The 25,995-nt window shown below is 65.3% G+C and carries 19 protein-coding genes; 9 read left to right on the forward strand and 10 right to left on the reverse strand.

Going from position 1 to position 25,995, the window contains the following annotated elements:
• Positions 1-11 precede the first annotated feature (11 nt).
• Positions 12-1,448, reverse strand: a complete 1,437-nt coding sequence (locus GGD61_RS31600; protein ID WP_092253867.1) for a lipopolysaccharide biosynthesis protein — start codon at positions 1,446-1,448, stop codon at positions 12-14.
• Positions 1,449-1,768: 320 nt separating this feature from the next.
• Here GGD61_RS31600 and GGD61_RS31605 point away from each other — a divergent pair, with 320 nt between their 5' ends.
• Positions 1,769-2,836 (forward strand): endo-1,4-beta-xylanase, encoded by a 1,068-nt coding sequence (locus tag GGD61_RS31605; RefSeq protein ID WP_092253869.1) that lies wholly within the window; start codon positions 1,769-1,771, stop codon positions 2,834-2,836.
• A gap of 10 nt (positions 2,837-2,846) precedes the next feature.
• Here the strand turns inward: GGD61_RS31605 and GGD61_RS31610 are convergent, their stop codons facing one another.
• From GGD61_RS31610 to GGD61_RS31630, 5 genes are all read right to left on the reverse strand, one after another.
• A complete protein-coding gene (locus GGD61_RS31610) occupies positions 2,847-3,797 on the reverse strand; it encodes a DUF6492 family protein (RefSeq protein ID WP_092253871.1) in 951 nt (316 codons plus the stop codon).
• A 108-nt stretch (positions 3,798-3,905) separates the two neighbouring features.
• Positions 3,906-4,253, reverse strand: coding sequence for a DUF6036 family nucleotidyltransferase (locus tag GGD61_RS40805; RefSeq protein WP_244550628.1), 348 nt, complete (start codon positions 4,251-4,253; stop codon positions 3,906-3,908).
• Positions 4,254-4,502: 249 nt separating this feature from the next.
• Positions 4,503-4,883, reverse strand: a complete 381-nt coding sequence (locus GGD61_RS31620) for a hypothetical protein (protein WP_049814814.1) — start codon at positions 4,881-4,883, stop codon at positions 4,503-4,505.
• A 96-nt stretch (positions 4,884-4,979) separates the two neighbouring features.
• On the reverse strand, positions 4,980-5,771 hold the full coding sequence (locus GGD61_RS31625) for a protein-L-isoaspartate O-methyltransferase (protein WP_092253873.1): 792 nt from the start codon (positions 5,769-5,771) through the stop codon (positions 4,980-4,982).
• A gap of 1 nt (position 5,772) precedes the next feature.
• Entirely contained in the window at positions 5,773-9,234 is a 3,462-nt protein-coding gene (locus tag GGD61_RS31630) for an AAA family ATPase (RefSeq protein WP_092253875.1), read from the reverse strand.
• Between the two features lie 142 nt (positions 9,235-9,376).
• On the opposite strand from GGD61_RS31630, the gene GGD61_RS31635 reads away from it, so the two are divergent.
• From GGD61_RS31635 to GGD61_RS31650, 4 genes are all read left to right on the forward strand, one after another.
• Positions 9,377-15,829, forward strand: a complete 6,453-nt coding sequence (locus tag GGD61_RS31635; RefSeq protein ID WP_183231835.1) for a non-ribosomal peptide synthetase — start codon at positions 9,377-9,379, stop codon at positions 15,827-15,829.
• 139 nt (positions 15,830-15,968) lie between these two features.
• Positions 15,969-16,142, forward strand: coding sequence for a hypothetical protein (locus GGD61_RS31640; RefSeq protein ID WP_177236989.1), 174 nt, complete (start codon positions 15,969-15,971; stop codon positions 16,140-16,142).
• A gap of 234 nt (positions 16,143-16,376) precedes the next feature.
• A complete protein-coding gene (locus GGD61_RS31645; protein ID WP_018316960.1) occupies positions 16,377-17,108 on the forward strand; it encodes a 4'-phosphopantetheinyl transferase superfamily protein in 732 nt (243 codons plus the stop codon).
• Complete coding sequence (locus GGD61_RS31650; RefSeq protein ID WP_092253878.1) at positions 17,105-18,085, forward strand: LLM class flavin-dependent oxidoreductase; 981 nt, start codon at positions 17,105-17,107, stop codon at positions 18,083-18,085. Before GGD61_RS31645 ends, GGD61_RS31650 begins: the two co-directional genes overlap by 4 nt.
• A 136-nt stretch (positions 18,086-18,221) precedes the next feature.
• On the opposite strand, the gene GGD61_RS31655 is transcribed toward GGD61_RS31650, so the two are convergent.
• From GGD61_RS31655 to GGD61_RS31665, 3 genes are all read right to left on the reverse strand, one after another.
• A complete protein-coding gene (locus GGD61_RS31655) occupies positions 18,222-19,247 on the reverse strand; it encodes a histone deacetylase family protein (protein ID WP_092253881.1) in 1,026 nt (341 codons plus the stop codon).
• 111 nt (positions 19,248-19,358) lie between these two features.
• The gene (locus GGD61_RS31660) at positions 19,359-20,300 is read right to left on the reverse strand and encodes an SMP-30/gluconolactonase/LRE family protein (RefSeq protein ID WP_177236990.1); all 942 of its coding nucleotides are present in this window, start codon (positions 20,298-20,300) and stop codon (positions 19,359-19,361) included.
• Positions 20,257-22,272 carry a sorbosone dehydrogenase family protein gene (locus GGD61_RS31665; protein ID WP_210311253.1) on the reverse strand — a complete coding sequence of 672 codons (2,016 nt, stop codon included), beginning with the start codon at positions 22,270-22,272 and terminating at the stop codon, positions 20,257-20,259. The genes GGD61_RS31660 and GGD61_RS31665 overlap by 44 nt, the downstream gene beginning before the upstream one ends.
• 262 nt (positions 22,273-22,534) lie before the next feature.
• Between GGD61_RS31665 and GGD61_RS31670 the strand changes: the two genes are divergently transcribed.
• Entirely contained in the window at positions 22,535-22,768 is a 234-nt protein-coding gene (locus GGD61_RS31670) for a DUF6894 family protein (protein WP_018316955.1), read from the forward strand.
• Between the two features lie 9 nt (positions 22,769-22,777).
• Positions 22,778-22,954, forward strand: coding sequence for a hypothetical protein (locus tag GGD61_RS31675; RefSeq protein ID WP_018316954.1), 177 nt, complete (start codon positions 22,778-22,780; stop codon positions 22,952-22,954).
• Between the two features lie 144 nt (positions 22,955-23,098).
• On the opposite strand, the gene GGD61_RS31680 is transcribed toward GGD61_RS31675, so the two are convergent.
• Positions 23,099-23,752, reverse strand: a complete 654-nt coding sequence (locus tag GGD61_RS31680; RefSeq protein ID WP_246786092.1) for an enoyl-CoA hydratase-related protein — start codon at positions 23,750-23,752, stop codon at positions 23,099-23,101.
• A gap of 241 nt (positions 23,753-23,993) precedes the next feature.
• Here GGD61_RS31680 and GGD61_RS31685 point away from each other — a divergent pair, with 241 nt between their 5' ends.
• Positions 23,994-25,583 (forward strand): gamma-glutamyltransferase family protein, encoded by a 1,590-nt coding sequence (locus GGD61_RS31685; protein ID WP_183231837.1) that lies wholly within the window; start codon positions 23,994-23,996, stop codon positions 25,581-25,583.
• Between the two features lie 157 nt (positions 25,584-25,740).
• Entirely contained in the window at positions 25,741-25,983 is a 243-nt protein-coding gene (locus tag GGD61_RS31690; RefSeq protein ID WP_177236991.1) for a hypothetical protein, read from the forward strand.
• Positions 25,984-25,995: the final 12 nt, after the last annotated feature.

The raw sequence follows: 25,995 nt of genomic DNA on the forward strand, positions 1-25,995 counted from the left end.
GGACACGCCCGTCAGGCGCCCAGAGCCTTGCGGTTGAACGTCCGCAGGAAACGCAGCGACAGCGTCCGGACATTGGCGACGTTGAGCAGCCAGGCCGCCGCGACATAGGCAAGGCCGCCGGCGAAGCTGACGATGACGAGCGACACAAAGCCGGTGCCGCCCGCTTGAGACCGCGCAGCCAGGATTGCAGCCGCCATCGCCGCTGCGGAGGCCGCAATACCGGCGAGGCGGCCGAGGTCGAACGGGACCGGGTGGGCGCGATGCATCAGGACGACGGCGACGAGGAAACCGAGCGCCTCGGTCGCGAGCGTCGCCAGTGCCGCCCCAAAGATCCCGTAGCCGGCGACGAGCGCGAACATCAGGACCACGCTGACCACCAGCGTGAGAAAGGACTGCGCCGCCAGCATGAAGGGCCGCTCGGCAAGCTGGAAGCTGATCTGCACATAGAACTGATTGGCGATACCGAAGAAGCGGGCGAGCACCAGGGTCGGCAGCAGCGCCGACACGCCGGCGCGGAAGTCGATGCCGACGAGCGTGCCGGCAACCTGATCCGCTGCAAGCGCGAGCCAGATCGCAACGGGGGTGACGACGACGAGCAGCAGCTCGAGGCTCTCGGTCAGCCGCTCCCGCGTCGTCTCCTTGCTATTCTCCGACAACGACCGGAACACCAGCGGCACGGTGGCCGCGGCAACGCTGGATGCGATCATGACCATGAACTGGCGCGGCAGGTCGGCGGCAACGCCGAAGATGCCCGCGGCGTCCTTGCCGAGCAGATACGCGACAATCAGGCGGTCGCAGGCCGAATAGACTGCAACGGAGAGCCCGGCCAGCGTCAGCGGCAGTCCGTAGCGCGCCAGCTGCATGAACTGGCTGCGCTGGAAGCGCGCGATTTTGGTGCGGTCGCCGACGAGGTTCAGGATGATGCCAGTGAGCGACCCCAGACCAAACGCGGCAAGCAGCCCCAATCCACCCCAGCCGAGCCAAATGCCGAGGAGGCCGAAGCCGACGCTCGACACGCTGCGCACGATCGAGATCGCGGCAAACCGGTAGGGACGCAACTTGGCGCGCTCGAACTCCTGGCCGACATCGACGGCATTGGCCATGATCGCGACGAACACGCTGGCGAGCAGCAGCTCGACACTGAGGTCGCTACGGAACAGGAAGACCAGCGGCGTGGTGGCGCACAGCACGGCGACAGTAAGTCCAAAGGCGACCATCGCGGTGCCGCGAAAATCCACCTCCGCCGACGTCGCCTGATAACGCGACACCGACAGCTTGATCCAGGCGAAGAAGATCGCGCCCAGAATGCCGGCAAGGCTGATGCCGACGACATAGACGCCGTACTCCGCCGGCGTCAGCAGCCGCGTATAGGCCGTGACCGCGAAGAAGCCCACCGCCGCAGGCAGGATGTAGGCAACGAGATAAATCGAAAAATGTCGGTTCAGCATGCGAGCACGGGACCGGCGGCGGTCTTGCGGGTGTGACGGCCGTTCATCAATGGGGCCTTAAATGGGGCCTTTGGCGGGGCAAACGAATGCGCCGCAGCATCGCTCAAGAGTGTCACATAAGTCTGCAGATCGGGCGGCGAATGAAGCCTTGGAGCCGCTTTCGCGCGTTAGCGTTAAATTTGCCCTTCCCTGAACGGCAAGGCGCGATCACGAAAAGGAACCATGGCTTCCAGGCGGCAGAGGTTAACTTAACAAGGCGAAACCCCGGCGTCGCGAGGCGCCGCTTGGTACGATGGTGCGTTGGTTCGAAAAGGACGGCCGTGACCAGGCTCGACAGACGCGAATTTCTCCTCGGCAGCGCCGCAGCCCTCGCGGCGGGCGCATCCGCGTCGGCGGCGCCGGCGTCGAAACTGGCGCAGCGCCATCCGGGGTTCGGGGCAGCGGCCACGCTCTGGGACCTGCAGGCCGATCCCAGGCTCGGCGAAGCCATCAGCACCTATTGCACCCAGGTCGTCCCGGTGCTCGAGCTGAAATGGCCGATGCTGCGGCCGAATGCGCACACGTTCAACTTCGAGCGCGCCGACGCGATTCTGGATTTTGCGCGGGACAACGATCTGACGATGCGCGGCCACGCGCTGGCCTGGTATCACGACATCCCGGACTGGGCCAAGCAGATCAAGGACACACGCGGCGTCGAGCGCGCCTATGTCGACCACATCGGCACCGTCGTCTCCTACTACAAGGACAAGCTGACGTCGTGGGACGTCGTCAACGAGCCGATCCCTGACAATCCCCGCAGCCCGAAGGACCGGCGCGATACGTTCTGGACGCAGCATCTCGGCCAGAGCTGGATTCCGCTGGCGTTCCGCACGGCCGCTGCGGCCGATCCGTTCGTCAAGCTCGCGATCAACGAATATGATATCGAGTCGGCCAAGGATTCCTTCATTGCCAAGCGCGCGGCTTATCGCAATCTGATCATGGACCTGCTCGACCAGGGTGTTCCGCTGCACGCCGTCGGACTGCAATCGCATCTGCACGCCGAGCTCGAGATCGACACCCATGGGCTCGCCGAGTTCGTCACCGAGCTGCGCTCGTGGGGACTCGAGGTGTATGTCACCGAACTCGACGTCGACGACCAGAAGCTGACGGGCAATCCGGCCGAGCGCGACGCCATCGTCGCCAAACGCGTCGACGACCTGCTGACGGCCATTTCAATCAGCGGCCCGGTGCGGTCGATCCTGACCTGGGGCCTCTCGGATCGCTACAGCTGGATCAACGGCACCTTCGCCCGCGCGGACAAGCAGCCGAACCGGCCGCTGCCGCTCGACGGCGAGTTCAAGCCGAAGCCATTCATGGACGTGATCAGCAAGTTCACAAAGGACGTTTGAACGCGCGAGCTTAGCTGCGCGTCTTCACCTCGAACTCGGCCGCGTCTCCCATATCTTCGGGAGACAGGCTCGGAGCCCGGCGATCGCGCGAGCTGAGGCGGAACACGTCGCGGATATCCTCGACCGAGGTCGAGGAATAGGACTGGATGCAGAGCGCGACCTGCCCGGGCGAAGCGGCACGCATCAGCGCTTCGATCGCCGGGCGGTCGAGCGGCGTGTCATCCCAATGCGAGACCGCGATGCTGTCTTCGGTGACCCGATGGGCGGCAAGATGCGCGGGCGAGTTCGCGACGAAGTGGCCGTACATCAGATATTCCGAGAACTTCTTCTTCCGGCACAGCGCCAGAACCCAGTTCAAGCCGGTCGCCGACTTGATGGCGGCGGTCATCGCGCGCGCGGTGTCCTTGTCCCAGACCAGCGCGTTGCCGACATAATCATCGGCGGGAAACGAGCGATCCTTGATACCGAGAAGCTGATCGACGGTGCGCAGCCACAGCCCGTGCAGCGGGTGGTCAGCGCGGATGTCCTTCGGCGTGACGAACAGAGGCGTCTTCTCAGCCCCGGCATATTGGCCGACGTCGAATTCGCGGAAGAACAGATTGTCCGAATCCAGGATGCAGACGCGCTGCTCGGGCGCATTGAGGACGCCGGCGATCTTCAGGATCTGCTGGATGTGCCAGCCATGCACCGGCGAGGACAGCAGCGACAGCCAGACGCGGCGCTTGCTGATGAACTGGAGCGCCGGCGGCAGCGCAAACAGCCATTTCGGCAAATAGCGCGAGGCCGGAACGATGACCCGCTTGTCGGAGGCGAAGCGCTCGAACAGCGGCACGTCTTCATCGTTAACGAGAACATAATGCCGCGTGTATCCCGAGAGCCAGGTGTCGATGCTCTCGCTGAGCAGCGAAAAGCGTTCGATATCCTTGGCATAGCTGGCGGTCAGCAGGGCAACGGAATGCATGGAGCGCGCTCAAATGGCCATCAGGCCGTACTCATAGCGGCGCGGATAGAGACTGGAAACTCTCAACCTGAATCAAGGTAAAGCGAAATGGAGCGCGACACGGGAAATCTAGCTTTTGGATTTCAGGCTTCTGATGTAGGCGACCGCTCGCTCCGCAATAGCCGGATCAAGGTCGGTTTCTCGGATTCTCCGTTCGATCAACTCCAGGTCCAACGGATGCGTCTCATGGATCGCGCCAACGAACTGCTTGTCCCTCTCATCCAATCTGGCGATTTTGGACACGACGAGGTCTTCCGGCGCAGGCGCCACGCCGATTACCGTCCGTCCTTCGACTTCGGTCTGCACTGTAACGGCGGTGCCGCCAGCCTCTCGGAAGCTTGGCCGTCGTCTCATCCACGCCGTCGATGTAGAAACCATGTGTTCGGTGAAAGTGGCTTTCAGATCCGAAAAGACCATCGATGTGCTCAGACGCAATAGGCTGCACACCGTCACGCGTGCGCTTGGCCTCCGTCATTTCCCAGACTTTCGCGTTTGCTGGAAACGCATCGATTTCCGGCGATTCCGTCGCCGCCTCCGGCGCGTCCGACATGGAAGCCAGAATCGCCTGGCTACCAACGATGAACACGGTGTCCGTCTTGAACTCCAAGGCAAGTGCCCTCACCACTCTGAGCAAATCCTCGAAATCGCGGAAGGGGCCACCAGGCATCACAGGCCTCGAGCAGAAGCGAGTTGAGTGCTCAAGCCGCGCTCGACGATTCTTCTCGCAGCCCTCCGTAGCCGGATCCTCGTGTCGTAATCGCCGAAATGAATGCCATCGGTGAGAAAGAACGGCGACGAATTGCGCAATCTGACCATCTCGCGATCGCGACTGATCAGTTTCACCGCCAACTCTCCAGTCGGAAGCGCCAGCAATTCCTGCCACTCCTGCACGAATGGCCAGTCGGTGAATTGGTCGGCCTGACGCGTGTGAGCTGCCTTGGCCTTGTCCACCAAAGTTGGGTCACGACGAAGTCTCCGCGCGATCAGCCGATGCATCATCAGCTTAGCGGTGTCGCCAACCACGCCTTCGTTCAATCCGTCACTCATCTGCTTGTCCGTGGACCGGACCAGAATATAGACAACCAACGCGAAACAAAAAAGAGCATAACTTCCAGATAGTTGCCACCTCGATTCCGGCAAGCCCTAATCCGACGGCAGTCCCTGCTCGATCCCGCGAAAGCGCAGCGGCGCCAGAGCCGAGGCGCGCTGCCACCAGTCGGCGACACGGTCGTCGAGCGCGGTCACACCACGGCCCTGGCCGGGGAAGATCCGGATCTGCTGCACCGCCTCGGCTTCGAACCCCCCGCCCCTGCGCGTGATCTTGAGGGCGGCGCCTTCACGGTCCCGCTGGGTCAGCGGCACCAACAGGCGGCCGCGCGGCCGAAGCGCCTCGAGCCAGAGCGGATGCGGATGCGAGAAGCCGGCGTGGATGATGATCACGTCAGCGCGCTCGCGGATCTCCTCACATCCGTCGCCATGGACCACCTCGACGTTATGATAAGTCTGAAGGAAACCTGCAGCGCGGCGCGCCAGACGCTCGTCGCATTCGATGGCGATCACCCTGCCCTTGGGTCCCACGATCTTCGACAACACCGCCGAGAAATAGCCGAGCCCGCAGCCGATCTGGACCACGCGGTGCTTCTCCTTGATGTCGAGCAAATCGATGAAATGCGCCCACAGGCTGGGCAGCCCGGTGTCGAGCTTGCGGCGCGCGTCGATTGCGACCAGCACGTTGTCATAGAGATGGACGGGATCGCCATCCGGCGTCAGCCGATAGCTGCGCGCCGCTTCACTCTTGATCCGCCAGGGCCCTCTCGGCAGAAAGTTTTCGCGCGGGATGGCGGCGAGCGCTTCGAGCAGGCGCTTTGAGGCAATCCGCTCGCGCTTTGCAATCCTCTCCACATAGCGCGCACGCGCGGCGGCAAGATCGCTCATGTCAGGGGTCGGCGCGTTCGCGGACCGGCGCGTCCGCACCGAGCTCGTTGACGAGCTGCACCGCCTGCTTCAGGTCCGGCGTGTAAAAACCCTCGCTGAACTTGCCGACAACGGGCACGAGCAGCAGACGCGCGTGCTCGCGCCTGCCGGCTTGATGTGACAGGTGCGCGAGGCTGACGGCGGTGCGAAGCTCCCAGGACAACGCGCCCTGCTTGCGCGCGATCTCCAGCGACAGCGCGAACAGATCGCCGGCCTCCTGTGCCGAGGCCGGGTCTCCGTCCGACAGCGTGATCTCGCCCTGCAGGCGATAGACTTCGGCGAGATAGGAATGATCGCCGGTCCGCCGCGCGGTCGCGAGCGCACCATCGAGCGCGCGCAAGGCGGCCTCGCGCATCCCGACCTTGGCGTAGGCCTCCGCAAGCAGGCAGCGGAACCAGCAGCCGGCGAGCCAGGAATCCATCGCCTCGTACTCGTCGAGGCCGAAGCGCATCTGGCTGAGGCCTTCATCGGCCTCGCCGAGTTGCGCCAGCGCCCAGCCGCGCAGGATCGCCGCCTGCTGCTTCCAATGCAGAAAATTATGCTCGGTGGCGATGATCATGGCGCGGTTGGCATGGTCGCGCGTGCCCTCGACGTCGCGCAAGTGCTGGCAGAGATACGCACCGAACACGAGCGCGAAGGCGAGCGTGAAAGGATGGCGGATCTTCTCGGCATTCGCGATCGCCTGCTCGCTGTGCTGGCGCGCCGCGTCGGGGCGGCCGAGGAACCACAGGAGGTAGCCGAGATAGGACAGCGAGACGACGCCGGGATCGATGCCGTGCCGCTCCATCAGATCGGAGTGGAGATCCGGGCTGTAGAGATTGATGCAGCGGTGCAGATGATGTTGGGAAGCGGCAAAGCGGCCGCGATAGAGCATGGTCATCGCGATCGAGCGGTGCGCCTCGATCAGATAGCCGGTCTGCTGCGCCGGCTGTGCCCGCTCGTTGAGCCGCTCGCGCTTGGCGAATTTCAACAGCTCGACGCTGAGATCGTGCGCGCGGGTGAGATCGGCGCGGATGAAGTGACAGACCCAGAGCCCGCGGGTGGCGGCAAAGATCTTTTCGTCGTCGTCAAGCTGCTGGCCGAGCTCGAGCGCGCGGATGTAGTTCTCCTCGACCTCCTGGACCGCGTAGCCCTTGGCGGCAATCAGCGCGTTGCCGAGCGCAATGCGCAGCTCGAGCTCCATTTCGTCGGCGCCCTGCATCCGCGCATTGGCCTGCACGACGCTGAGGCCGCGGCGCAGATGGCCGATCGCCTCCAGATTGGCGCCGGTCTTGGCCGCCTGCTTGCCGGCCTTGAGCCAGAAGCTCGCGGCGCCCTCGCTCTGGCCGGATTCGGTCATGTGATGGGCGAGCAGCTCCGGTTCGCGCTCGGTCTTCTCCGGATACATCTCGGCAAGCACCTGGGCGATCCGTGAATGCAGCTTGCGGCGCTCGCTGTGCAGCAGGCTCGCATGCGCGGCGTTCTGGATCATGACGTGCTTGAAGGAATAGAGCGCATCGGGCGGAAGACCGCGGCGCATGATCAGCCCGGCCTGCTCCAGATGATTGAGCGCCGCCTCGATCTGTTCCGCCGGCGTATTGGCGACCGCGTGCAGCGTCTCGTAGGAAAACTCGCGGCCGATGGTGGCGCCGATCTGCGCGATCCGCTTGAACGGCCCCATCCGGTCCAGCCGCGCCATCAGCGAGTCGGTCAGGGTTGCCGGGATCGCGAGCTGCCGCCACGGGCCCGACAGCACGTAGCGCCCTTGCCGCTCGGTCAGCAGGTTGGATTCGAGGACCGTCTTGGTCAGCTCCTCCAGGAACAGCGGCACGCCGTCGGTCTTGACGATGATCTCCTCGACGACCTCCTTGGGCAGCTCTCTGCCGGCGACGCGCTCCACCAGCGTGGCGCGCAGCTGCCGGCTCAGGCGGTTCAGCACCAGCGTCGTGATGTGCGAATGCGCGTTCCAGCTCGGCTGGAATTCGGACCGCGCGGTGATGATGACCAGGATCGGCCGGTTCTGCACCCGGTCGACCAGGAGGTCGATCACCTCGCGCGAGGTCGGGTCGATCCAGTGCAAATCCTCGAACGCGATCACCAGCGGCATCTCGCGCGCAAGGCCGAGGAAGTGATTGACCAGCGCCCCGACGGTCGCATCCTTCTGCTGCTGCGGCGACAGCTCGAGCCGCGGATAGCGGTCGCCGGTCGGCATCGACAACAGCGCGGCAAACAGCGGCGTGACCTGCTCGATGTCGCCATGAGCGGCGGCGATCGCGCTCTCCAGGCCCGCCAGCGACAGCGCGGACGCATCCTCGCGGTCGAGGCCGAGGTAGAATTTGAGCTGCTCGGCGAACGGATAGAACGCGGTGGACGTGTAATAGGGCGAGCACTGGAACGAGACCTGTCCATGCCGGTCGCCCGATATCCGCTCGAAGATTTCCTGGATGATGCGCGACTTGCCGATACCGGGCTCGCCGAACTTGACCACGACCTGGCCGTCACCATCCTTGGCCTGCTCCCAGCGGCCCATCAACAGCGCGATCTCCTCCTCGCGGTTGACGAGCGGCGTCAATCGCGTGCCCATGGCGGCGGCGAAGCGGGTCTCCACCCGCGAGGCGCGCACCACGTGCCAGGCCTGCGTCTTCTCGGATATCCCCTTCAAGGCATGGACCCCGAGATTGCGGTAGTCGAACTTCCCCTTCAACAGCGACTGGGTCGATGAGGAAATCACCACGCCGTTAGGCGGCGCGAGGCCCTGCAGGCGCGCGGCGAGATTGACGGTTTCTCCGACCGCGGAGTCGCGCTCTTCGGTGCCCTGCCCGACGAGATCGCCGACCACGACGAGGCCGGTCGCGATCCCGATGCGGACGGCGGGTGAGTGGCTGAGCCCACCGCGCAGCTCGGTCGCGCGTGCGCTCGATAGCAGCCGCACGATCTCGAGCCCGGCGCGCACCGCACGTTCGGCATCGTCCTCATGCGCGGTCGGATAGCCGAAATAGACGAGGATACCATCGCCGACGAAACGGGCGGCAAAGCCCTCGTAATGCTTGACCACACGGACGCAGGTTTCGCGGAAGCTCGCGATCATGTCGCGAACGTCTTCCGGATCGAACTGCACGGACAGCGAGGTGGAATCCACCATGTCACAGAACATGGTGGTGAGCTGACGCCGTTCAGCGCCGACCTCCGTGCGCGTTGGCGGCACCATTGTCGCGGGCGCCTCGGCCGTTTCCGCCTGGAACAGCGCCGCCATCGCCCGCTGCAGCCGCTTGCGATCGCCGAGCGGCAATCCGAGCTCGACCAGATCGGATTCGGTCAGGTCACCCATGACGTCGAGATCGAGACGGTGCTGTACGAAGAGATCGGTGTAGTGGCCGAGGCCGACGCCCTCGAGCCAGCGCTTCAGCTCGCCTTCCCTTTCCGTGTCCGGCCCATTCTCCAGCATGGTGATTTCTGCCCGACCATAATTCCGTCGAAGGGCTTAGGGCCCCTCAACCACAGATTTTGGGGCCAAAACTTCACCTCAGACTGGACGCGTTCCCTGACTTCTTGGAAGAATAGCTCAATCGGATCAAAAGGGAACGGAATTGTCGGACGTCACACTCCCAGCCCCGGAGGAATCAAGCGGCACGGCGGCCGAAACGAAGACATTCGTCCATATCGGCGGCCTGCTCGATTTCTACGCCCGCAAGACGCCGGCGGCGCCCGCCCTCCTCGCCCCGGGTCGGCCCGTCCTCAACTACGGCGCGCTTGGCGAGGTGACGCAGGATCTCGTCGGCACGCTGCGCCGGCTCGGCATCACCTCTGCCGACCGGATTGCGGTTGCGCTGCCGCGCGGCGCCGACAGCGCGCTGGCGCTGATCGCGGTTGCCTCGAGCGGCGCCTGCGTCCCCGTCAATCCCGATCTGACCGCGGACGAGCTGCAGCGTTATTTCAGCGAACTGAAGCTGACCGCGCTCGTGACCCGGGCCGACATGAACTCGGCAAGCCGCGACGTCGCCAAGGCACTCGATATCGCGGTGATCGATTTCGTGCCGGGACCGCAAGACAATCTGGGCGGCGGCAAATTCATCGGTCCGACGGTCGGGCCGGCGGCGACCGGCGGCGCCTCGCGCGGCGACGACGATGCGTTCATCCTGTTGACGTCAGGCACGGCGGCGCGGCCGAAAATGGTACCGCTGACGCATCGCAATGTATGCCTGTCTGCCTACAATGCCGGCCACGTGCTGTCGCTTTCGTCCCGCGATCGCCTGCTCAACGTCCTGCCGCTGTTTCACGCCCACGGCCTGATCTCCGGCCTTTTGACGGCGCTGGCCGCGGGCTCCAGCGTGATCTGCACCGACGGTTTCGATGCACCGTCCTTCTTCGGCTGGATGCGGGAGCTGCAGCCCACCTGGTACACGGCGGTGCCGACCATCCATCGCGCGCTGCTGACGGCGGCGGAATCCGACCCGGACCGCGCCCGATCGTCGTCGCTGCGCGTGATCCGCTCGGCCTCGGCCTCGCTCGCGCCCACGATCCTCCAAGGACTGGAGGCGACGTTCGGCGTTCCCGTGCTCGAGACCTACGGCATGACCGAAGCGGCCTCGCAGATCGCGGCCAATCCGTTCGAGCAACGCAAGGTCGGATCGGTCGGGCGCGCCGCCGGCCCCGAGATCGCGATCATGGACGAGGCGGGCCGCGCGCTTGCGAGCGGCGAGCGTGGCGAGATCATGCTGCGCGGACCGAACATGAGCCGCGGCTATTACAACGACGAGGCGGCGACACAGGCCGCCTTCCGCGACGGCTGGTTCCGGACCGGCGATCTCGGCTATCTCGACGCGGACGGCTATCTCTTCATCGTCGGCCGCATCAAGGACGTCATCAACCGCGGCGGGCAGAAGATCTCGCCGCTGGAGGTGGAAGAGGTCCTGCTCAGCCATCCGGCGGTGCTGGAGGCCGGCGTGTTCGCCGTCCCGCACGAAAAGCTCGGCGAGAACGTCGCCGCCGTCGTGGTGCTGCGACCGGATGCGGAGGCGACCTCGGATCAGCTGCGCCAGTTCGCGCGCAAACGGCTCGCGGCCTACAAGGTGCCGAGCTTGATCCGCAGCGTGGCAGCCCTGCCGAAAGGCGGCAGCGGCAAGATCAAGCGCAACGCGCTGGCCGAGCTGATCGCCAAGCCGGAGAACGGCGACGAGGCACGGCTGCCGCGCAACGCGCTGGAGACACAACTCGCCGAGATCTGGGCCGGCCTGTTGGAGCTGCCGCAGATCGGCGTCGATCAGGACGTCTTCGCGCTCGGCGCGGATTCGCTCGCGGTGACGCAGATGCGCTCTCGCCTGCGCGAACGCTTCAACGTCGACTTCTCATTCGAGGACATCTTCGATTGCGCCACGGTCGTCGCGCTTGCAGCCCGGATCGACACCGCCGCAAGCCGGCACGGGGCGACACTGCCGGCCTGGCGGCAGGCGATGGAAGCAGACGCGCTGCTCTCGTTCCAGCAGCAGCGGATGTACGTGCTCTCGCGGCTCGATCCGACGCGCTACAATTACAACGTCGTCGAAGTCGCGGTGCTCAAGGGCCAGATCGACGTCGCCGCGCTTCAGGCGAGCCTTGCCGCGATCAGCGCACGCCACGAGGCGCTGCGCTCGGTCGTCGTCGAACGACGGGGCGAGCCGGCGCAGCTCGTGCTGCAATCGCCGCCGCGGCTCAAGCGGGTCAAGCTCAAGCCCTGTCCTGCCGACAAGCGGACCGCAGTGATCAGGCGCGAGGCGCTCAAGCTCGCGCAATACAAGTTCGACCTTGCGCACGAGCCGCCGCTGAAAGTCACCCTGCTGTCGTTCGACAAATCCAGCCACGCGCTGGTGGTCAATGTCCATCACCTCGTCACCGACGGCTGGTCGCAACGCCTGTTCTGGGAGGAGCTTGCCGCCCACTACGCCGCCGCTCACAAGAAGAGCGCGGCGGCCCTGCCCGCGCCAGCTTTTCAATATCGCGACTTCGCGCTCTGGCAGCGGAGCTGGGCACAGACGCCGGCAGCCAAGGACCAGCTCGACTATTGGCGAGGCCAGCTCGACGGCGTCACCACGCTGCCGCTGCGGACCGACCGGCCAAGGCCGGAGGTCTGGAGCGGTCACGGCGCCCGCCACTATCTCGAGTTCTCCAAGGCTCTCTCGGGCGATGTCCGAGCATTGAGCCAGGATCAGGGCGTCACGCCTTTTATGACGCTGCTCGCAGTCTTCCAGTGCCTGCTGTACCGCCACACCGGGCATGAGGACGTCGCGACGGGATCGCTGATCGCCAATCGCAACCAGATCGAGAGCGAGCGCCTGATCGGGCTGTTTGCCAACACCCTGATCCTGCGCAACGATTTTAGCGGCGACCCGAGCTTCAGCGAGATGTTGCGGCGGGTCCGGCAGGTCACGCTCGATGCCTACCGCAACCAGGACCTTGCGATCGAGGAGGTGTTGCGCGCATTGCAGATCGCACGCCGCAGTGACGGCAATCCGCTGTTCCGGATCATGTTCATCCTCCAGAACGCCTCGATCGAGGCGGCACGCTTTCCCGGCCTCTCGACGCGGCGGCTGGAGATCGATCCGAAAGTGGCGCGCTTCGACATCACGCTCGAGCTGGTCGAGGCCGACGGTCGCTTCACCGGCTTCTTCGAATACGCCACCGACCTGTTCGACGCCGCGACGATCGACGGCATGGCGGCACAGTTCAAGTTTCTGCTGAAGGCCGTCATCGCCAATCCGGAGCAGCGCATCTCGCGCCTGCCGCTCCTCAACGAGGCCGAGCGCCGGCAATTGCTGACGACAGGCCGGGGCGTGCCGGCCAATTTCACCACCCGCGGCAATGTGAGCGAACGCTTCGACCGCCAGGCCAGGACAATACCGAACGCCATCGCGGTGACGGATGGACACACCACCCTGAGCTATCGCGAACTGGCGCGCCGCAGCCGGTCGGTTGCGCGCTGGCTGGTGCGCGAAGGCGTCGGTGCCGAGAGCGTGGTGGCCTTGCTTGCGGATCGCGGCCCCGACCTGCTCGCCGCGATGATCGGCGTGCAGCGCGCGGGCGCGGCCTTCCTCAATCTCGATCCCGATCAACCGCCGGCGCGGCTCACGACCATTCTCGGATCGAGCTGCGCCCGCATGCTGCTGACCGGCCGCGCGCGGTCACCCATGGTTGCCGCGCTGCTCGAACCGCTGGTCGAGCGCATCCCGGTGGCTGAACTCGAAGATGCGATCGCCTCGGGATCGACCAAGCCGTCCCGCGCCGTACGGCACACAGCCTCTAGCCTCGCCTATCTCATCTATACGTCCGGCTCCTCCGGCGCGCCGAAGGGCGTCATGATCGAGCAGCGGGGCCTGTCGAACCATCTGGCCTCGCTGATTGCCGAGCTCGGCCTCTCTGCCAGCGACGTCATCGCGCAGTCCGCGCCGCAGAGCTTTGTCATCTCGGTCTGGCAGTTCCTGGCGGGGCCGATGGTCGGCGCGCGCGTGCATGTCTGCGACAACGCGATCGTGCAGGACCCGATCCTGCTGGCGCGGGAGATTGAACGCGAAGGCATCACGGTGCTCGAGATCGTCCCGTCGCTTTTGCGCGTCATCGTCGAACGGATGAACGAGGCGCAGGTCCGGCGCGCCTTTGCGAGATTGCGGCTGCTGATCTCGACTGGCGAGCCGCTGCCCGTCGAGCTTTGCCAGGCCTGGTTCGCCCGTTGCCCAAAGGTGCCGCTGATCAACGCCTATGGCGCGTCGGAATGTTCCGACGACGTCTCCCTGCATCGCCTGACCAAAGCGCCGGCGAGCGCGACGAGCAACGTTCCGGTCGGCGCGCCGCTGCCGAACACCCAGCTCTACGTGCTCGACGCCAACCTCCAGCCGCAGCCGGTCGGCGTGACCGGCGAGCTCTGCATCGGCGGCGCCGGAATCGGCCGCGGCTATGTCAACGATCCCGCGCAGAGCCGGCAGCGCTTCCTGCCCGATCCGTTCTCGCGCCAGCCAGGCGGTCGGCTTTACCGCACCGGCGATCTTGCCCGCCGCCGTGCCGACGGGACGCTCGAATGCCTCGGCCGCGCCGACCTTCAGGTCAAGGTCCGCGGCTACCGTATCGAGCTCAAGGAGATCGAGAACGCGCTGGCCGACCATCCGGGCGTGCGGACCGGCATCGTCGAGCCGCGCCGCGAGGCGAGCGGCGATGTCAGGCTGATCGCCCATATCGTCGCACGGCCCGCCAGCCGGATCAGCGCCAGCGAGCTGCGCGAATTCCTGAAGAGCCGGTTGCCGGGCCACGCCATCCCGTCCGCATTCCTGTTCCTGGATCACGTACCGCTTAATGCCCATGGCAAGATCGACCGGTCCGCACTGCTGGTGCCGACGCAGCAGGAGGCGCCCGGACCGGACGCGCCCGTGCCGGCGCGGCGCTTTACTGAAAAGGTGCTGTCCGACATCTGGATCGACCTGCTCAAGGTGGAAAGCCTGGGTGTCACTGACAATTTCTTCGACCTTGGCGGCCATTCGCTGCTGGCGGGCCAGGCGATGGCGCGTATCGCCCGCGCGCTCGGCGTGTCGCTGCCGATCAAGACCATCTTCGAGGCACCGACGATCGAAGGGCTTGCCCGGCGGGTCGACCAGGCCATGGCGGCGACGCCGCGCAAGCCTGCCGCAAGCGTGACAAGCCCGGCCAAAGCGAGCCTGACCGACAGCAGCGGACCAACGCTCTCGATCGCGCAGGACCAGATGCTGCGGATCGAGCAGAACCTCCCGGGGTTGCCGCTGTTCAACCTGCCCTTCGCGTTCCGTCTGCAGGGTCCGCTCGATGCGGCCGCCCTGGCACAGGCGATCGAGGACGTCGTGCGCCGGCACGAATCGCTGCGGACCGCGTTCGGCTGGAACGGCGAGGAGCCCGTCAGCCGCATCGCCGCACCCGGCACCCTCGGCCGTGTCCTGACCATCGAGACGATCGGCGACGGTCATCCCCACGCCAACAAACGGCGCAAGGCGCTGGAGCTCCGGAAGATCGAGCTTCTGATCCAACAGGAGACTTCTACGCCCATCGACACGACGCGCGCGCCGCTGCTCCGCGCCCGGCTGTTGCGGCTCCATGACGACGAACATGTGCTGCTGCTGACGCTGCATCATGCCATTGTCGACGGCTGGTCGATCGGCGTGCTGTTCGAGGAATTGTCCAGCCGCTATGCGGCGCTGGCCGGATATCAGTCGGTACCGCTACCGAAGCCGCCCCCGGCCTTTTCGGACGTCGCACGCTGGCAGCGCTGGTGGTGCGGCACGGACGCCGCCCGCCTGCAGGCGGCCGACTGGACGGAGAATTTGCGCGGCGCGGTGTCCGTTTTCGACGGCGAATCAAGCCCGGGCGCGTCGACCGGGCATCATCCGGTGAATCTGGATCGTGAGCTGATCAGCCGGCTCACGGCGTTCGCCGGCCGGCACAATGGCACGCTGTTCATGTGCCTGCTCACCGGTCTGAAGGCCCTGCTGCTGGCCCGGACGGGTCGCACCGACATCTCTATCGCCACCGCCATGGCCAATCGCGCCCAGCCGGACACCGACCGAATCGTCGGCCCGTTCGAGAACACGGTGATCGTCCGCACCAAAATCACGCCGGAGCTATCGTTCACGCAGGCGCTAGCGCGGGTACGCCAGAGCGTGCTCGACGCGCATGCGCGGCAAGAGCTGCCCTTCAACATCCTGGCCGACCATCTGGAGCGGGAGGGCATCGATCCGGCCTCGCTGCTCCAGGTCTATTTCACGCTGCAAAATCCGCTGCGCCAGCCGCTCGATCTCCCGGACCTCGCGACAGGATCGATCGGCAACATCGCACGCGAAGGCCAGCCGGTGCTGCCGATCGACCAGACCTGGCTGTCGCTGATGCTCAAGGAGCGCCCGACCGGCATCACCGGCTCATGCAATTACAAGCTTGAGCTGCTCGACGGCCGCAGGGTCGGCGCGTGGATGGAGGATCTCGTTGCGCTGCTGGGGGCCGCCGTCGCCCAGCCCAACACGCCGCTCGACCGATTACTCGCGCGCAACGCGGCGTGAGCGGATGACATCGCGGACTAATACGGGTTCACTCGTCAAAGCTGTGCATGACCAAGTTGCATCTTGATTATTTGGCGCCGTCGCGCAAGATTATTCCCGCGTTTTGATTTGGACGATTATTTTCCACCGGGGGAGTGTTATGGGTTTCATCAAATTTACAAAGGGCACGTCGTTGAGCGACAAGGACCGCAAGGCCCTCCAGAAGCTGCTCGGTGCCGAGAAGAAGAAGCTCCAGTCCGCGCTGAAGGACGTCGACGCCAGCCTTTCGGTGCTTGGCGGTTCGAAGAAAGCCAAGAAGAAGAAGAAGAGGTAAGATTCGTCGGCCGGGACGCAGTACGAATCTTTAGGGCTTCACTTTTCGGGGATGGGCCGCTCGCGTGTCGAGTTGGGGTCTCGCACAAGCTTGCGCCTGTAAACCGGCCTGCAAATCGACAAGAATTCGCCCGGGTGGACCGCTAGAAGCGGTCCGCTTGATTGATTCTTGCTCAGTTGTTTCTTCCGTCGGGACCGGGGATCTGCCTTCGGCCTGACGCAAAAGGCCCAATTGATGGCGGACGACAGAATTGAACTCTTTGTCGGACTGATCGAGTCCATCGACGCGCCGGGCGCGGTCGAGGCCTGTCGACGGCTGCTCTCGGTCGACGAACGGGTCCGGGCCGATCGCTTCATGTTCGAGCGGCATCGGCGGCAGTATATTTTCGCACATGCGATGCTGCGCCTGGCCCTGTCGCAGATCGCCTCCAACGTCGCGCCGTCCGACTGGTCCTTTGCAGCCGGCCGCTATGGGCGGCCGTTTGTCGCAGCACCCGCGACCTCGAGCGCGCTGCATTTCAGCCTGTCTCATGCCGACGGCTGCGTCGCCTGCGTCGTGTCGAGACATGAGTCCGTCGGCGTCGACGTCGAAACCGTGTCGCGGCGGGTGGCGCCGCTATCCACCGCGCTTCGCTTCTTTGCGCCGGAGGAGGTCGAAACGCTGCGCGGACTGCCGGAGCCCGCGGCGACCGAGCGCTTCTTCGACTATTGGACGCTCAAGGAAGCCTATCTGAAGGCCAGGGGCTTTGGGCTCAATCTGCCGCTCGACGCCTTCGCGATGCAGGTCTCGCGCGAGGCCATCGAGATCAGCTTCAAGCCCGATATCGCCGACGATCCCGACGGCTGGCGCTTCTCGCTGTGCTCGCCCTCACCCTCGCATCGCCTCGCGATCGCCGACGGCTCCCGTGCGGACGGTGGCCTTCCCATCAGCCGCAATGCCTGGCCGCTCCAGGAAGCGGCTGAATGACGCAGCCGCGGCTGCGCGTCTTTCCCGCGATTTCACGCAACCGCGACGCCGGAAAATATGTCGGCGAGCTGATGCGGGTGGCGCAGTTCGCCGACCGCAACGGATTCGAAGGCATATTGCTGTTCGAAGGCAACGACGTGTTCGTCGAGCCCTGGGCCATGGCCCAGCACGTCATGGCTGCGACGACGCGATCTTCGCCGCTGATCGCCGTCAATCCGGTCTACATGCACCCGTTCACGGCGGCGAAATTCGTCTCGTCCTTTGCCCAGCTTTACGGCCGCAAGGTCTATCTCAACATGATCACGGGGACCGCGGTCAGCGACTTGCAGGGGCTGGGCGACGACCAGTCGCATGCCGACCGCTATATCAGGCTCGGCGAATTCGTGGGGCTGATGCGGCAGTTGCTGGCAAGCCCGCGGCCGGTGAATTTCGAGGGCCGCTTCTACCGTGCGCACCATCTGCAGCTTCGCCCGCGCCTGCCGGCGGAGCTGATGCCCGAATTCCTGATCGCAGGCCAATCCGAGGCGGCCCAGCGCGTGGCGAAGGAGACCGGCTGCATCAAGATGCAGATGCTGCCGCCGGATCTCGATCGCGGCCTCAGCGTATCAGGCATGAATTTCGGCATCTTCGCCCGCGAGGGGCGCGAGGAGGCGCGGCAGGCCGCGAAGCTACGTTTCCGCGACAACCCTGACGATCGCGAGCTTCTCGTGCTCACCATGGAGAACACCGATTCCGTGTGGAAGCGGCACCTCTATGCCGGCCAGAGCGGCGATCTCGGGGACAATGGCTACTGGCTGCTGCCGTTCCTGACCTTCCAGGCCGACTGCCCCTATCTCGTCGGCAGCTACCGGGAGATCGGCGCGAAGCTGAAGGACTTTGCGGCCAAGGGCCTGACCACTGTCATGCTCGACATGGTCGCCGACGAGGCCGAGATGCAGCACGTCTGCAAGGCGCTCGCGGCAAGCGGGATGTTTTGAGGACGGATCCTGTGCCTCCACATCGTCATTGCGAGGAGCCCTTGCGACGAAGCAATCCAGACTGGTGCCGCGGAAAGATTCTGGATTGTTTCGCTTCGCTGGCAATGACGGAGGATGGCGGTCTATTCGGCGAACCTCACCGCGCCTCTTCGAATCCGGCCAGCACCGAAGTCAGGTTCGCGCCCAGAATATCCGAGAGATAACCGCCCTCCTGCACGAACACGGTCGGCAGGCCCATCTTCGCGATGGCCTGGCCGATGCGCCGGAAGCCGGGCGTGGTGACGGCCAATCCCTTGAGCGGATCGTGCTCGGAGGCGTCCAGGCCGAGCGCGATAACGAGGGCACCGGGAGCAAAGGACTCGATCACCTTGCGCGCCACGTCCATCGCCTGGATGTAGCCGTCATCACCGGTGCCGATGGCGAGCGGAATGTTGAGATTGGTGCCGAGGCCGGGTCCCTCGCCGCGCTCGTGGGCATAGCCCCACACATAGGGATAGTAGGCGATGGGATCGGCGTGGATCGACACCGTGTAGACGTCGGGCCGGGCGTAGAAGATGCCTTGCGTGCCGTTGCCGTGATGGACGTCGACGTCGAGGATCACGACGCGCTCGTGCTTCTGCCGCAGATGCGCCGCGGCGATCGCGCTGTTGTTGAGGAAGCAGAAGCCGCCGGCCATGTCGCGATAGGCGTGATGGCCGGGCGGACGGCAGAGCGCATAGACAGCATCCTCGCCGTCCATCACCATCTGCGCGGCGGTGACCGCAACGTCGGTCGCGGCACAGGCCGCAGCCCAGGTGCCCGGACCGATCGGCGCTGCGGTGTCGGCGGTGTGCCAGCCGAGCTTGCCGACGATGTGGGTCGGGTAGGTCGCAGCGTGGCGCACCGGATGGATGTTGCCGATCATTTCGGGGCCGGAATCGCCGAGCGCGGTCCAGGCGTCCCAGGCTTCGCTCAGGAACGACAGATATTCCGGACTGTGGATGCGCGCGCGAGGCCCCTGCCCGAATGTGGTCGGCTCGACTAATTGATGCTTGCCGTCCTTCAATCCCTTCAGCAGGCGGTCGGCGCGCTCCGGCTGCTCGGTGGTGCGTTTGACGACGCCGCGAACCAGGAAGAATTGCGGATCGTGGCTGCGGTGCAGTTCAGTATGGACGGCTTTCACTCAAACACTCCGTGATCGCATGCTCACAGACGTCTTGATCGCTGCGGCAGCCAGATGCAAGCAAGAAGAATGCCGTCTCGCCCTGCGCCGGAAGCAGATCGCAACCGGCGCTCAGCAGCGTCCGCGCTGGAGGCAGTGCTCGCGACCCGGTTGATCGGTGCGGAAGGACTCGATAAAGCCACCCTGACGCTGGGTGACGAAGACGGTCTTGCCGTCGCTGCCACCGAAGGCGAGGTTGGTCGGCTCCTTGGCCTTCAGCGCGATCTCCCGCTCGACCGCGCCGTTCGGCTTCATCAGCGCAATCGTGCCCTTGAGAATGCGCGCAACATAGAGCCGGCCGATGACGTCCGTGCGCAGCCCGTCGACGGTGTCGGGTTGAAACGCCTTGACGAGCTTTGCGCCGGTGAGCTCGTTGCCGTTGATCGCATAGGACCAGATCTGGCCGCTGCTGGATTCCCCGACATAGAGCGTCTTGCCGTCAGGGCTGAGATCGATGCCGTTGGTGGTGCCCATTGCACGCGGCGCCGACATGATCTGCCCCTGCACCGTGCCGTCGGCGGCTTTCGCGATCCGCCAGATATGGCCTTCGCGGCCCTTCCAGTTCGGATCGCTCGCATAGATCGTGCCCTCACGTGCAATCGTAATGTCGTTGGGCTGGTTCATCTCGTCGGAGTGAAACCAGAGAGACGGCTCGGTCGCCCCCTTCGCAATCGCGAAGATGTTGTGCTTCTTGTAATCGGCGATGAACATGGTGCCGCTGCGGTCGAAGCGAATGGCGTTGCCGACACTGCCATCGGGCAGCGCCGTGAACGGCTCCGACGCGGTGGCGCCGGCTGGCAGCCGGCCGATGGTGCCGGGCTTGCCGAGATTGACCACGAACAAATTGCCGTCGAGGTCAGCCGCGGGTCCCTCGATACCGAAGGTATATTCGCCGGGAGGCGTCACCTGCGCGCTCTCGAACAGCTTGGTCTCTGCCTGGGCGGATGCCGTCGCAACGGCGAGTAGGACGCTACTGCACAGGCACCAGAAACTCCTGCCGGATGTAATAGCCATCGCCGTCGGTGCACTCGCCATTCAAATAGGGATCGGCAGGCCGGAATCGGCTGAAGCCGGGTTTGTCTACAGCGCTCCTTTGTGTCACGACAACGACCTTCGCAGCCGGTATTTCGCCGCATTCCTTGCTGGTTTTGCCAAAGAATTTGCGCTGCGGCGGGCCCGGCTTGATCCGCATCCGCGTGCCCGGAACCATTGTCGCGACGAGCAGATCCGCGGTGTCCAGCAGGCGTTTGTAGCCTGGCTCGGTCTTCGGCAGGCTCTCGCCGCCCGGCGGCATCAGCTTCTCCGCGCCGAGACCGCGCAGTCGCGTGCGTAGCTTGCCGGCATCGGGATCGCCGGGATAGATCCAACCGTCCTGCGACAGCATGAAGCGGAGCACCGCCGCGTCCTTCTCCGCCTCCGATTGGCCGCCCTTCAAACCGAAATCGGAATGGCAGCCGACGCAATGCTTCTCGACGAGGCCTTTGCGCAGTGTGGTCAGCCGGGCGCTGTTCTGCGCATCCCTGGCGACGAAGGCCGCGAGCTGATTGATCATCGTCTGGCTGCGCATGTCGCACGGCAGCGGCTGTGGCGGATCACCCGCGGCACGATCGATGCGGATCACCGTCCGGTTCTTGTCCTCGACCAGCCAGATCGCGCCGTCTTCCGCGACCGTCATGCCGACCGGCGCACCTTGCGGCCGCGCGCCGTTGACGCGGTGCCAGCCTGCGATCAGCTCGTCGAACGGCGAGGCGGCGACCTCGCCGGCGTCTGTCTGAAAGCTGCGCGCCGGATCGGCGGCGCAACTGACGTGGTAGCGCACCGGCGCCGGGGACGGCTTGGGGAAACCGCGATCGTCGACGTCGTAGACGAGGACACGGCTGCCGGTCGGACGATAGCCGTGGAGGCCGACCAGCAGCTTGCCCTCCAGCTCCGGAAATTTGCCACCGTGATAATAGAGCATCGCGAGCGGCGCGCCGTGCGGCGGCATCAGCGAGAGCGGCGGCTTGTAGAGCGCGTTGGCGGTGCAGAGCGATTTGTAGAGCCCACCTTGCAGCACGTTCCTGAATTCCGGGCTCGGCGTCGACAGATCGTAGCAATAGGGCCAGCCATAATGCCTGCCCTGCTCGATCGCGTTGATCTCCTCGTTCGGCTTGAAGATGTCGGGCAAGTCGCGGCTGTTCTCGCCCTGCAGGAAGGCGTAGCCGGCCTCGGGAAACTTCGGATGCAGCGCCAGCGCCATCGAGTTGCGCAAGCCCCGCGCATAGACGGTGTGCGGCGGATCGGCATCGCCAGGCTTCAGCGCCGGGAAGACGCCACCCGTGGGCGGCGTGAACAGCCAGATCGCTGCCATCGCGGAAGCGCCCTCGGCCGCCGCGCAAGGCTTTGTGATCGGCGCCGGCGTGATGCAGTCGTCGCTGTGCGAGCCGACATTGACGAATAGCCGCCCGTTCCTGTCGAAGACAAACTGCTTGAGCGGATGCGCGCTCTCCTGGAGCCTCGTCCCGTCGGGCAGCGTGATCCGGCGGCCAGGCATATGACGGATGATGGTCTCGACCGTGCCGCGCGGATTGTCGGCGAGCGGGTCGAACCGGAAGATGGTCTCGGCGGTCGAGGCGTAGAGCTTTTTGTCCGGGCCGATGGTCAGGCCGAACGGATATTCGATTCCCGTCAGAAGCTCCCTGAACCGCTGGCCCTGGGCCGCGCGCGGATCGAGCAGCAACAGCCGTCCGTCGGTGTGGCCCCAGCCGCCCATGTCGGCCACCACGAGCAGCTCCCGGCCCGGCACCTGGACGATCGCGCGCGGGAATTTCAGGCCATCCTCTTCGCTGGCGACGAGGCCGGCGCAAAATCCGGCTTTCATGTCGATCTGGATCCTGGGAAAAGCGAGATCGCCATTGCCGCAGGTTTCCGCGCTGACCGCATAGCCGCTGCGGCGGAGCGGCTCCGATGACGCCGCCGAGATGAGCCCAAGCAGGACCGCCAACATCCCCGCACATGCGCGCAGGCTTCGGCGTCCACGCCTGGATGTGAAGTAGCTCACGGCGGCCCCCAAGATTTCCCGCGAAACAGCTGTTTCATGCCGTCCGAACGCCGTCCAGCCGAACATCACTCGCCTGTGATTAAACCTGTAACGACCTCTGAGCCGACCAATATCCGTAGATTCCCTTACCGGGCTCGACCCGAATGTTTCGCGAAGGCTTCGGGTGGTATCGATTTGCCATCCAAGTTACTCCCGCCAGGAGGCGCATATGGTCCAGGTCTATTTTCACTGCTCCAACACCGAGGGCACGCTGATCGACCGCTACGGCGCCGCCGTCTCCAATCTCACGGAGGCGCGCGACCGTGCCTCCCAGATCATGAATTCGATGATCCAGACGCCCGGCGCTGAAGACTGGCGCGATTGGGTGATCCATGTCAGCGGCTCCGACGGCGAGGATCTGTTCGATCTTCCCTTCACCGCCATGCTCGGCAAGCCGCATTGAGGTGATGTCATGTTGCTCGCTTCACTGAGCCTGTTCCGCCAGCCCGTGAACTTCGTCGCCGCCAAATGGCAGACGCTGATCAGGGTCGCGGGCGACCCCTACCGCCCGGAGCTGCACTACATGCGCGGGCCGGGCCCCAAATGGCGCGCCAAGTATCAGGCCAGCCGGCTGAACCGCTCGCTCTGAGCGCTGAGGCCTCGCGGCTTCCAATCTCCGTCTCTCCTTCGTCATGGCCGGGCTTGTCCCGGCCATCTACGTTTTGGGGCGTGGGCCAAAGACGGATGCCCGAGGCAAGCCCTGGCATGACGAGCAGGGCAAGCGTGCCCCACCTCACCTCCCCGTAAACTTCGCCTTGCGCTTCTCCACGAAGGCGTTGCGCCCCTCAAGGGCGTCGGCGCTCTTGCGGATCACCGCCTGGAGTTCGATCTCGCGGCGGAACTGCGCCTCGTAGGTCGCATGCTCGCTCTCCTCGACGAGCAGGCGCGTTGCCACCAAAGCGCGGGTCGGTCCCTCGGCGATGCGGCGCGCCAGACCCAGCGCCTCGTCCATCAGCTTTGCATCCTCGACGACCTGCCGCACCAGGCCGATCTCCTGGGCGCGTTCGGCCGTCAGCGGCTCGTTCAGCAGCATCAGCTCGAGGGCGCGCTGGCGGCCGATCAGCCGCGGCAACAGCCAGGTCGAGCCGAGATCCGGCACCAGCGCGATGCGGCTGAACACCTGGATGAAGCTCGCCGACCGCGCCGCCACGATCATGTCGCCGGCCATCGCCAGGCTGAAGCCGCCGCCGGCCGCGACGCCATTGACGGCGACGACGACGGGCACGCGGCATTCGCGCAGCGCCTTGAAGGCGGGCCAGTAGAACCTCATGACGCCGGCAGCAAGATCCTCACCCAGCGCTTCCGAGGCCTTCAAATTCTGTCCTGAGCAAAAGCCACGCCCCGCGCCGGTGAGGATCAGGGCTCGAATACCCTCGTCCTGCGACATCTCGCCGATGGCGGCGGCGAGCGCACCGAGCAGGTCCCGGCGTCATCGCATTCAGGCTCGCCGGCTCGTCCAGCGTCAGGATTCCGACCGCGCCATCCCGCGCCTGTTTCACACCAGCCATGTCGCGTCTCCCTTTGGATTTTCTCGTTGGCGGCAATGTGCCATCCTTCGCAACATCAGCCAATGCTGAGCTTCCGCGCCAGCACAGCAACGCCAGAACAACAGAGATCAAGACGACATCATGCCTCATCAGTTCAGCCTCAACCAAACCATCCGCAAACCCGCCGTCAGCTCCAAGGGCGGCATCGTCGCCTCGCAATCGCGGCGGGCGGCCGAAGTGGGCGCGCAGGTGCTGGCGGCGGGCGGCGACTGCGTGGACGCGATCGTCGCAACCACCATGGCGCTGAATGTGGTGGAGCCCTGGAACAGCGGCATCGGCGGCGGCGGTGCAATGGTGCTCTACCGCGCCAAGGAAAATCGTTACGAGGTGATCGACTACGGCATGTGTGCGCCGCAGAGCCTGCGCGTTGCCGACTATCCGCTCAGCGGCGAAGGCGCTGCGTCCGATCTCTTCCCCTGGCCGCGGGTGAAGGACGATCGCAACATCCACGGCCCCGGCTCGATCGCCGTGCCCGGCGTCGTCGCCGGGATGGAAGAGGCGCACCGCCGCTACGCCAAAATGCCGTGGAAGGATCTGGTCGCGCCGGCAGCCAGGCTCGCCGGCGAAGGCCTGCTGGTCGATTGGTGGACCACGGTGACGATCTCGGGCTCGGCCGCCGATCTCAGGCGCTATCCCGCCAGCGTGGCGGCGTTCCTGAAGGATGGGCTGCCGCCGAGCGCGCCATGGGGCATCAAGGCCGAGACGCGACTGCCGCAGGACACGCTGAAAGCGACGCTGTCGCATCTCGCCGAGGCCGGACCGCGCGATTTCTACCAGGGCGATCTCGCCAGGAGCATCGCCTCCGACATCAAGGCCGATGGCGGTTCGCTGTCGGTCGAGGACCTCGCCGCCTTCCGCGCGCATCTGCGCGAGCCGCTGGCGATCCCGTATCGCGGCGGCAAGGTCTATGCGACGCCTGAGCTCACGGCCGGGCCCACCATGGCGCACGCGCTGCGTCTGTTGCAGCAGAGCTTGACGCCGGCAAGCGCGCCGGACGCGGCTGCCTATGTCGAATATGCGCTCGCTCTGCAGGCGGCCTTCCGCGAGCGGCTCAAGGACATGGGCGATGCCGACGGCAAACGCTCGCTCGGTGCCGAATATCTGGCTCCCGCCTGCACCACGCATTTCTCCGTGGTCGACCGCCACGGCAACATCGCCGCGGTGACGCAGACGCTGCTCTCCTCGTTCGGCTCGAGATATGTGACGCCGCACACCGGCATCGCCATGAACAACGGCATCATGTGGTTCGATCCGACGCCAGGCACCACCAATTCGCTCGCGCCCGGCAAGCGTTGTCTCTGCAACTACACGCCCGTCATCGCCGAGACTCAGGACCGCAAGCGGCTCGCGGTCGGCGCCTCCGGCGGCCGCCGCATCCTGCCCTCGGTGATGCAGCTCGTCTCCTTCGCAATGGATTTCGGCATGGACCTCGATGCCGCCATCCACCAGCCGCGCATCGACGCCAGCGAGGGCGCGGTGGTGATCGGCGATGCTCGCTTGCCGGAGGACGTGCGCAAGACGCTGGGCTCGCGCTTCGACTATGAAGAGACCCGCGTGCAGACGCTGCCGCAAAAATTCGCCTGCCCGAGCGTGGTGATGCGCGAGGGCGACACGAATTCCGGCGCGGTCGAGATCTTCCAGCCCTGGGCCGACGCGGTGGCGGAAGCCTGAGCGCATCGATCAATGCGGGAATGTGCCAGCGCGCGTTGAGTTCTCGCGCGATTACGCATCTGCGCGAGCGTCACGACTCCTCCACATTCGCAGGGAACTTACCTACCGGCCGTTCGTTGATTGAACGGACAAGTGCGCTCGCCCCCGTGGAGGACATATGAAGAAACTTGCGCTCGCCGCGTCGCTGATCCTTGCAGCCGGATTCACATTCACCAGTCCTGCCCTGGCCAAGGGCGGGCATGGTGGTGGACATGGCGGTGGACATGGGCACGGCCATGGTCATGGTCATTCGATGGGCCATCATTACTACGGCTCACCGCCCGGATGGTCGCGCGGACGCAAGGTCGGCTGGCGCGGTCACGGATGCCCGCCCGGCCTGTGGAAACAGGGCCGCTGCTGACGTCCTATATCT

Origin of the sequence: Bradyrhizobium sp. SBR1B (genome assembly GCF_014198205.1) — a bacterium.
Taxonomy (GTDB): Bacteria; Pseudomonadota; Alphaproteobacteria; order Rhizobiales; family Xanthobacteraceae; genus Bradyrhizobium.

What these genes read in the sequence shown, in the direction of transcription:
- GGD61_RS31600 (WP_092253867.1), bottom strand. Translation starts at nt 1,448, where the DNA reads ATGCTGAACCGACATTTTTCGATTTATCTCGTTGCCTACATCCTGCCT.
- GGD61_RS31610 (WP_092253871.1), bottom strand. Translation starts at nt 3,797, where the DNA reads ATGCATTCCGTTGCCCTGCTGACCGCCAGCTATGCCAAGGATATCGAA.
- GGD61_RS40805 (WP_244550628.1), bottom strand. Translation starts at nt 4,253, where the DNA reads ATGGTCTTTTCGGATCTGAAAGCCACTTTCACCGAACACATGGTTTCT.
- GGD61_RS31620 (WP_049814814.1), bottom strand. Translation starts at nt 4,883, where the DNA reads ATGAGTGACGGATTGAACGAAGGCGTGGTTGGCGACACCGCTAAGCTG.
- GGD61_RS31625 (WP_092253873.1), bottom strand. Translation starts at nt 5,771, where the DNA reads ATGAGCGATCTTGCCGCCGCGCGTGCGCGCTATGTGGAGAGGATTGCA.
- GGD61_RS31630 (WP_092253875.1), bottom strand. Translation starts at nt 9,234, where the DNA reads ATGCTGGAGAATGGGCCGGACACGGAAAGGGAAGGCGAGCTGAAGCGC.
- GGD61_RS31640 (WP_177236989.1), top strand. Translation starts at nt 15,969, where the DNA reads ATGGGTTTCATCAAATTTACAAAGGGCACGTCGTTGAGCGACAAGGAC.
- GGD61_RS31645 (WP_018316960.1), top strand. Translation starts at nt 16,377, where the DNA reads ATGGCGGACGACAGAATTGAACTCTTTGTCGGACTGATCGAGTCCATC.
- GGD61_RS31650 (WP_092253878.1), top strand. Translation starts at nt 17,105, where the DNA reads ATGACGCAGCCGCGGCTGCGCGTCTTTCCCGCGATTTCACGCAACCGC.
- GGD61_RS31660 (WP_177236990.1), bottom strand. Translation starts at nt 20,300, where the DNA reads ATGGCTATTACATCCGGCAGGAGTTTCTGGTGCCTGTGCAGTAGCGTC.
- GGD61_RS31665 (WP_210311253.1), bottom strand. Translation starts at nt 22,272, where the DNA reads ATGTTGGCGGTCCTGCTTGGGCTCATCTCGGCGGCGTCATCGGAGCCG.
- GGD61_RS31670 (WP_018316955.1), top strand. Translation starts at nt 22,535, where the DNA reads ATGGTCCAGGTCTATTTTCACTGCTCCAACACCGAGGGCACGCTGATC.
- GGD61_RS31675 (WP_018316954.1), top strand. Translation starts at nt 22,778, where the DNA reads ATGTTGCTCGCTTCACTGAGCCTGTTCCGCCAGCCCGTGAACTTCGTC.
- GGD61_RS31680 (WP_246786092.1), bottom strand. Translation starts at nt 23,752, where the DNA reads ATGTCGCAGGACGAGGGTATTCGAGCCCTGATCCTCACCGGCGCGGGG.
- GGD61_RS31685 (WP_183231837.1), top strand. Translation starts at nt 23,994, where the DNA reads ATGCCTCATCAGTTCAGCCTCAACCAAACCATCCGCAAACCCGCCGTC.
- GGD61_RS31690 (WP_177236991.1), top strand. Translation starts at nt 25,741, where the DNA reads ATGAAGAAACTTGCGCTCGCCGCGTCGCTGATCCTTGCAGCCGGATTC.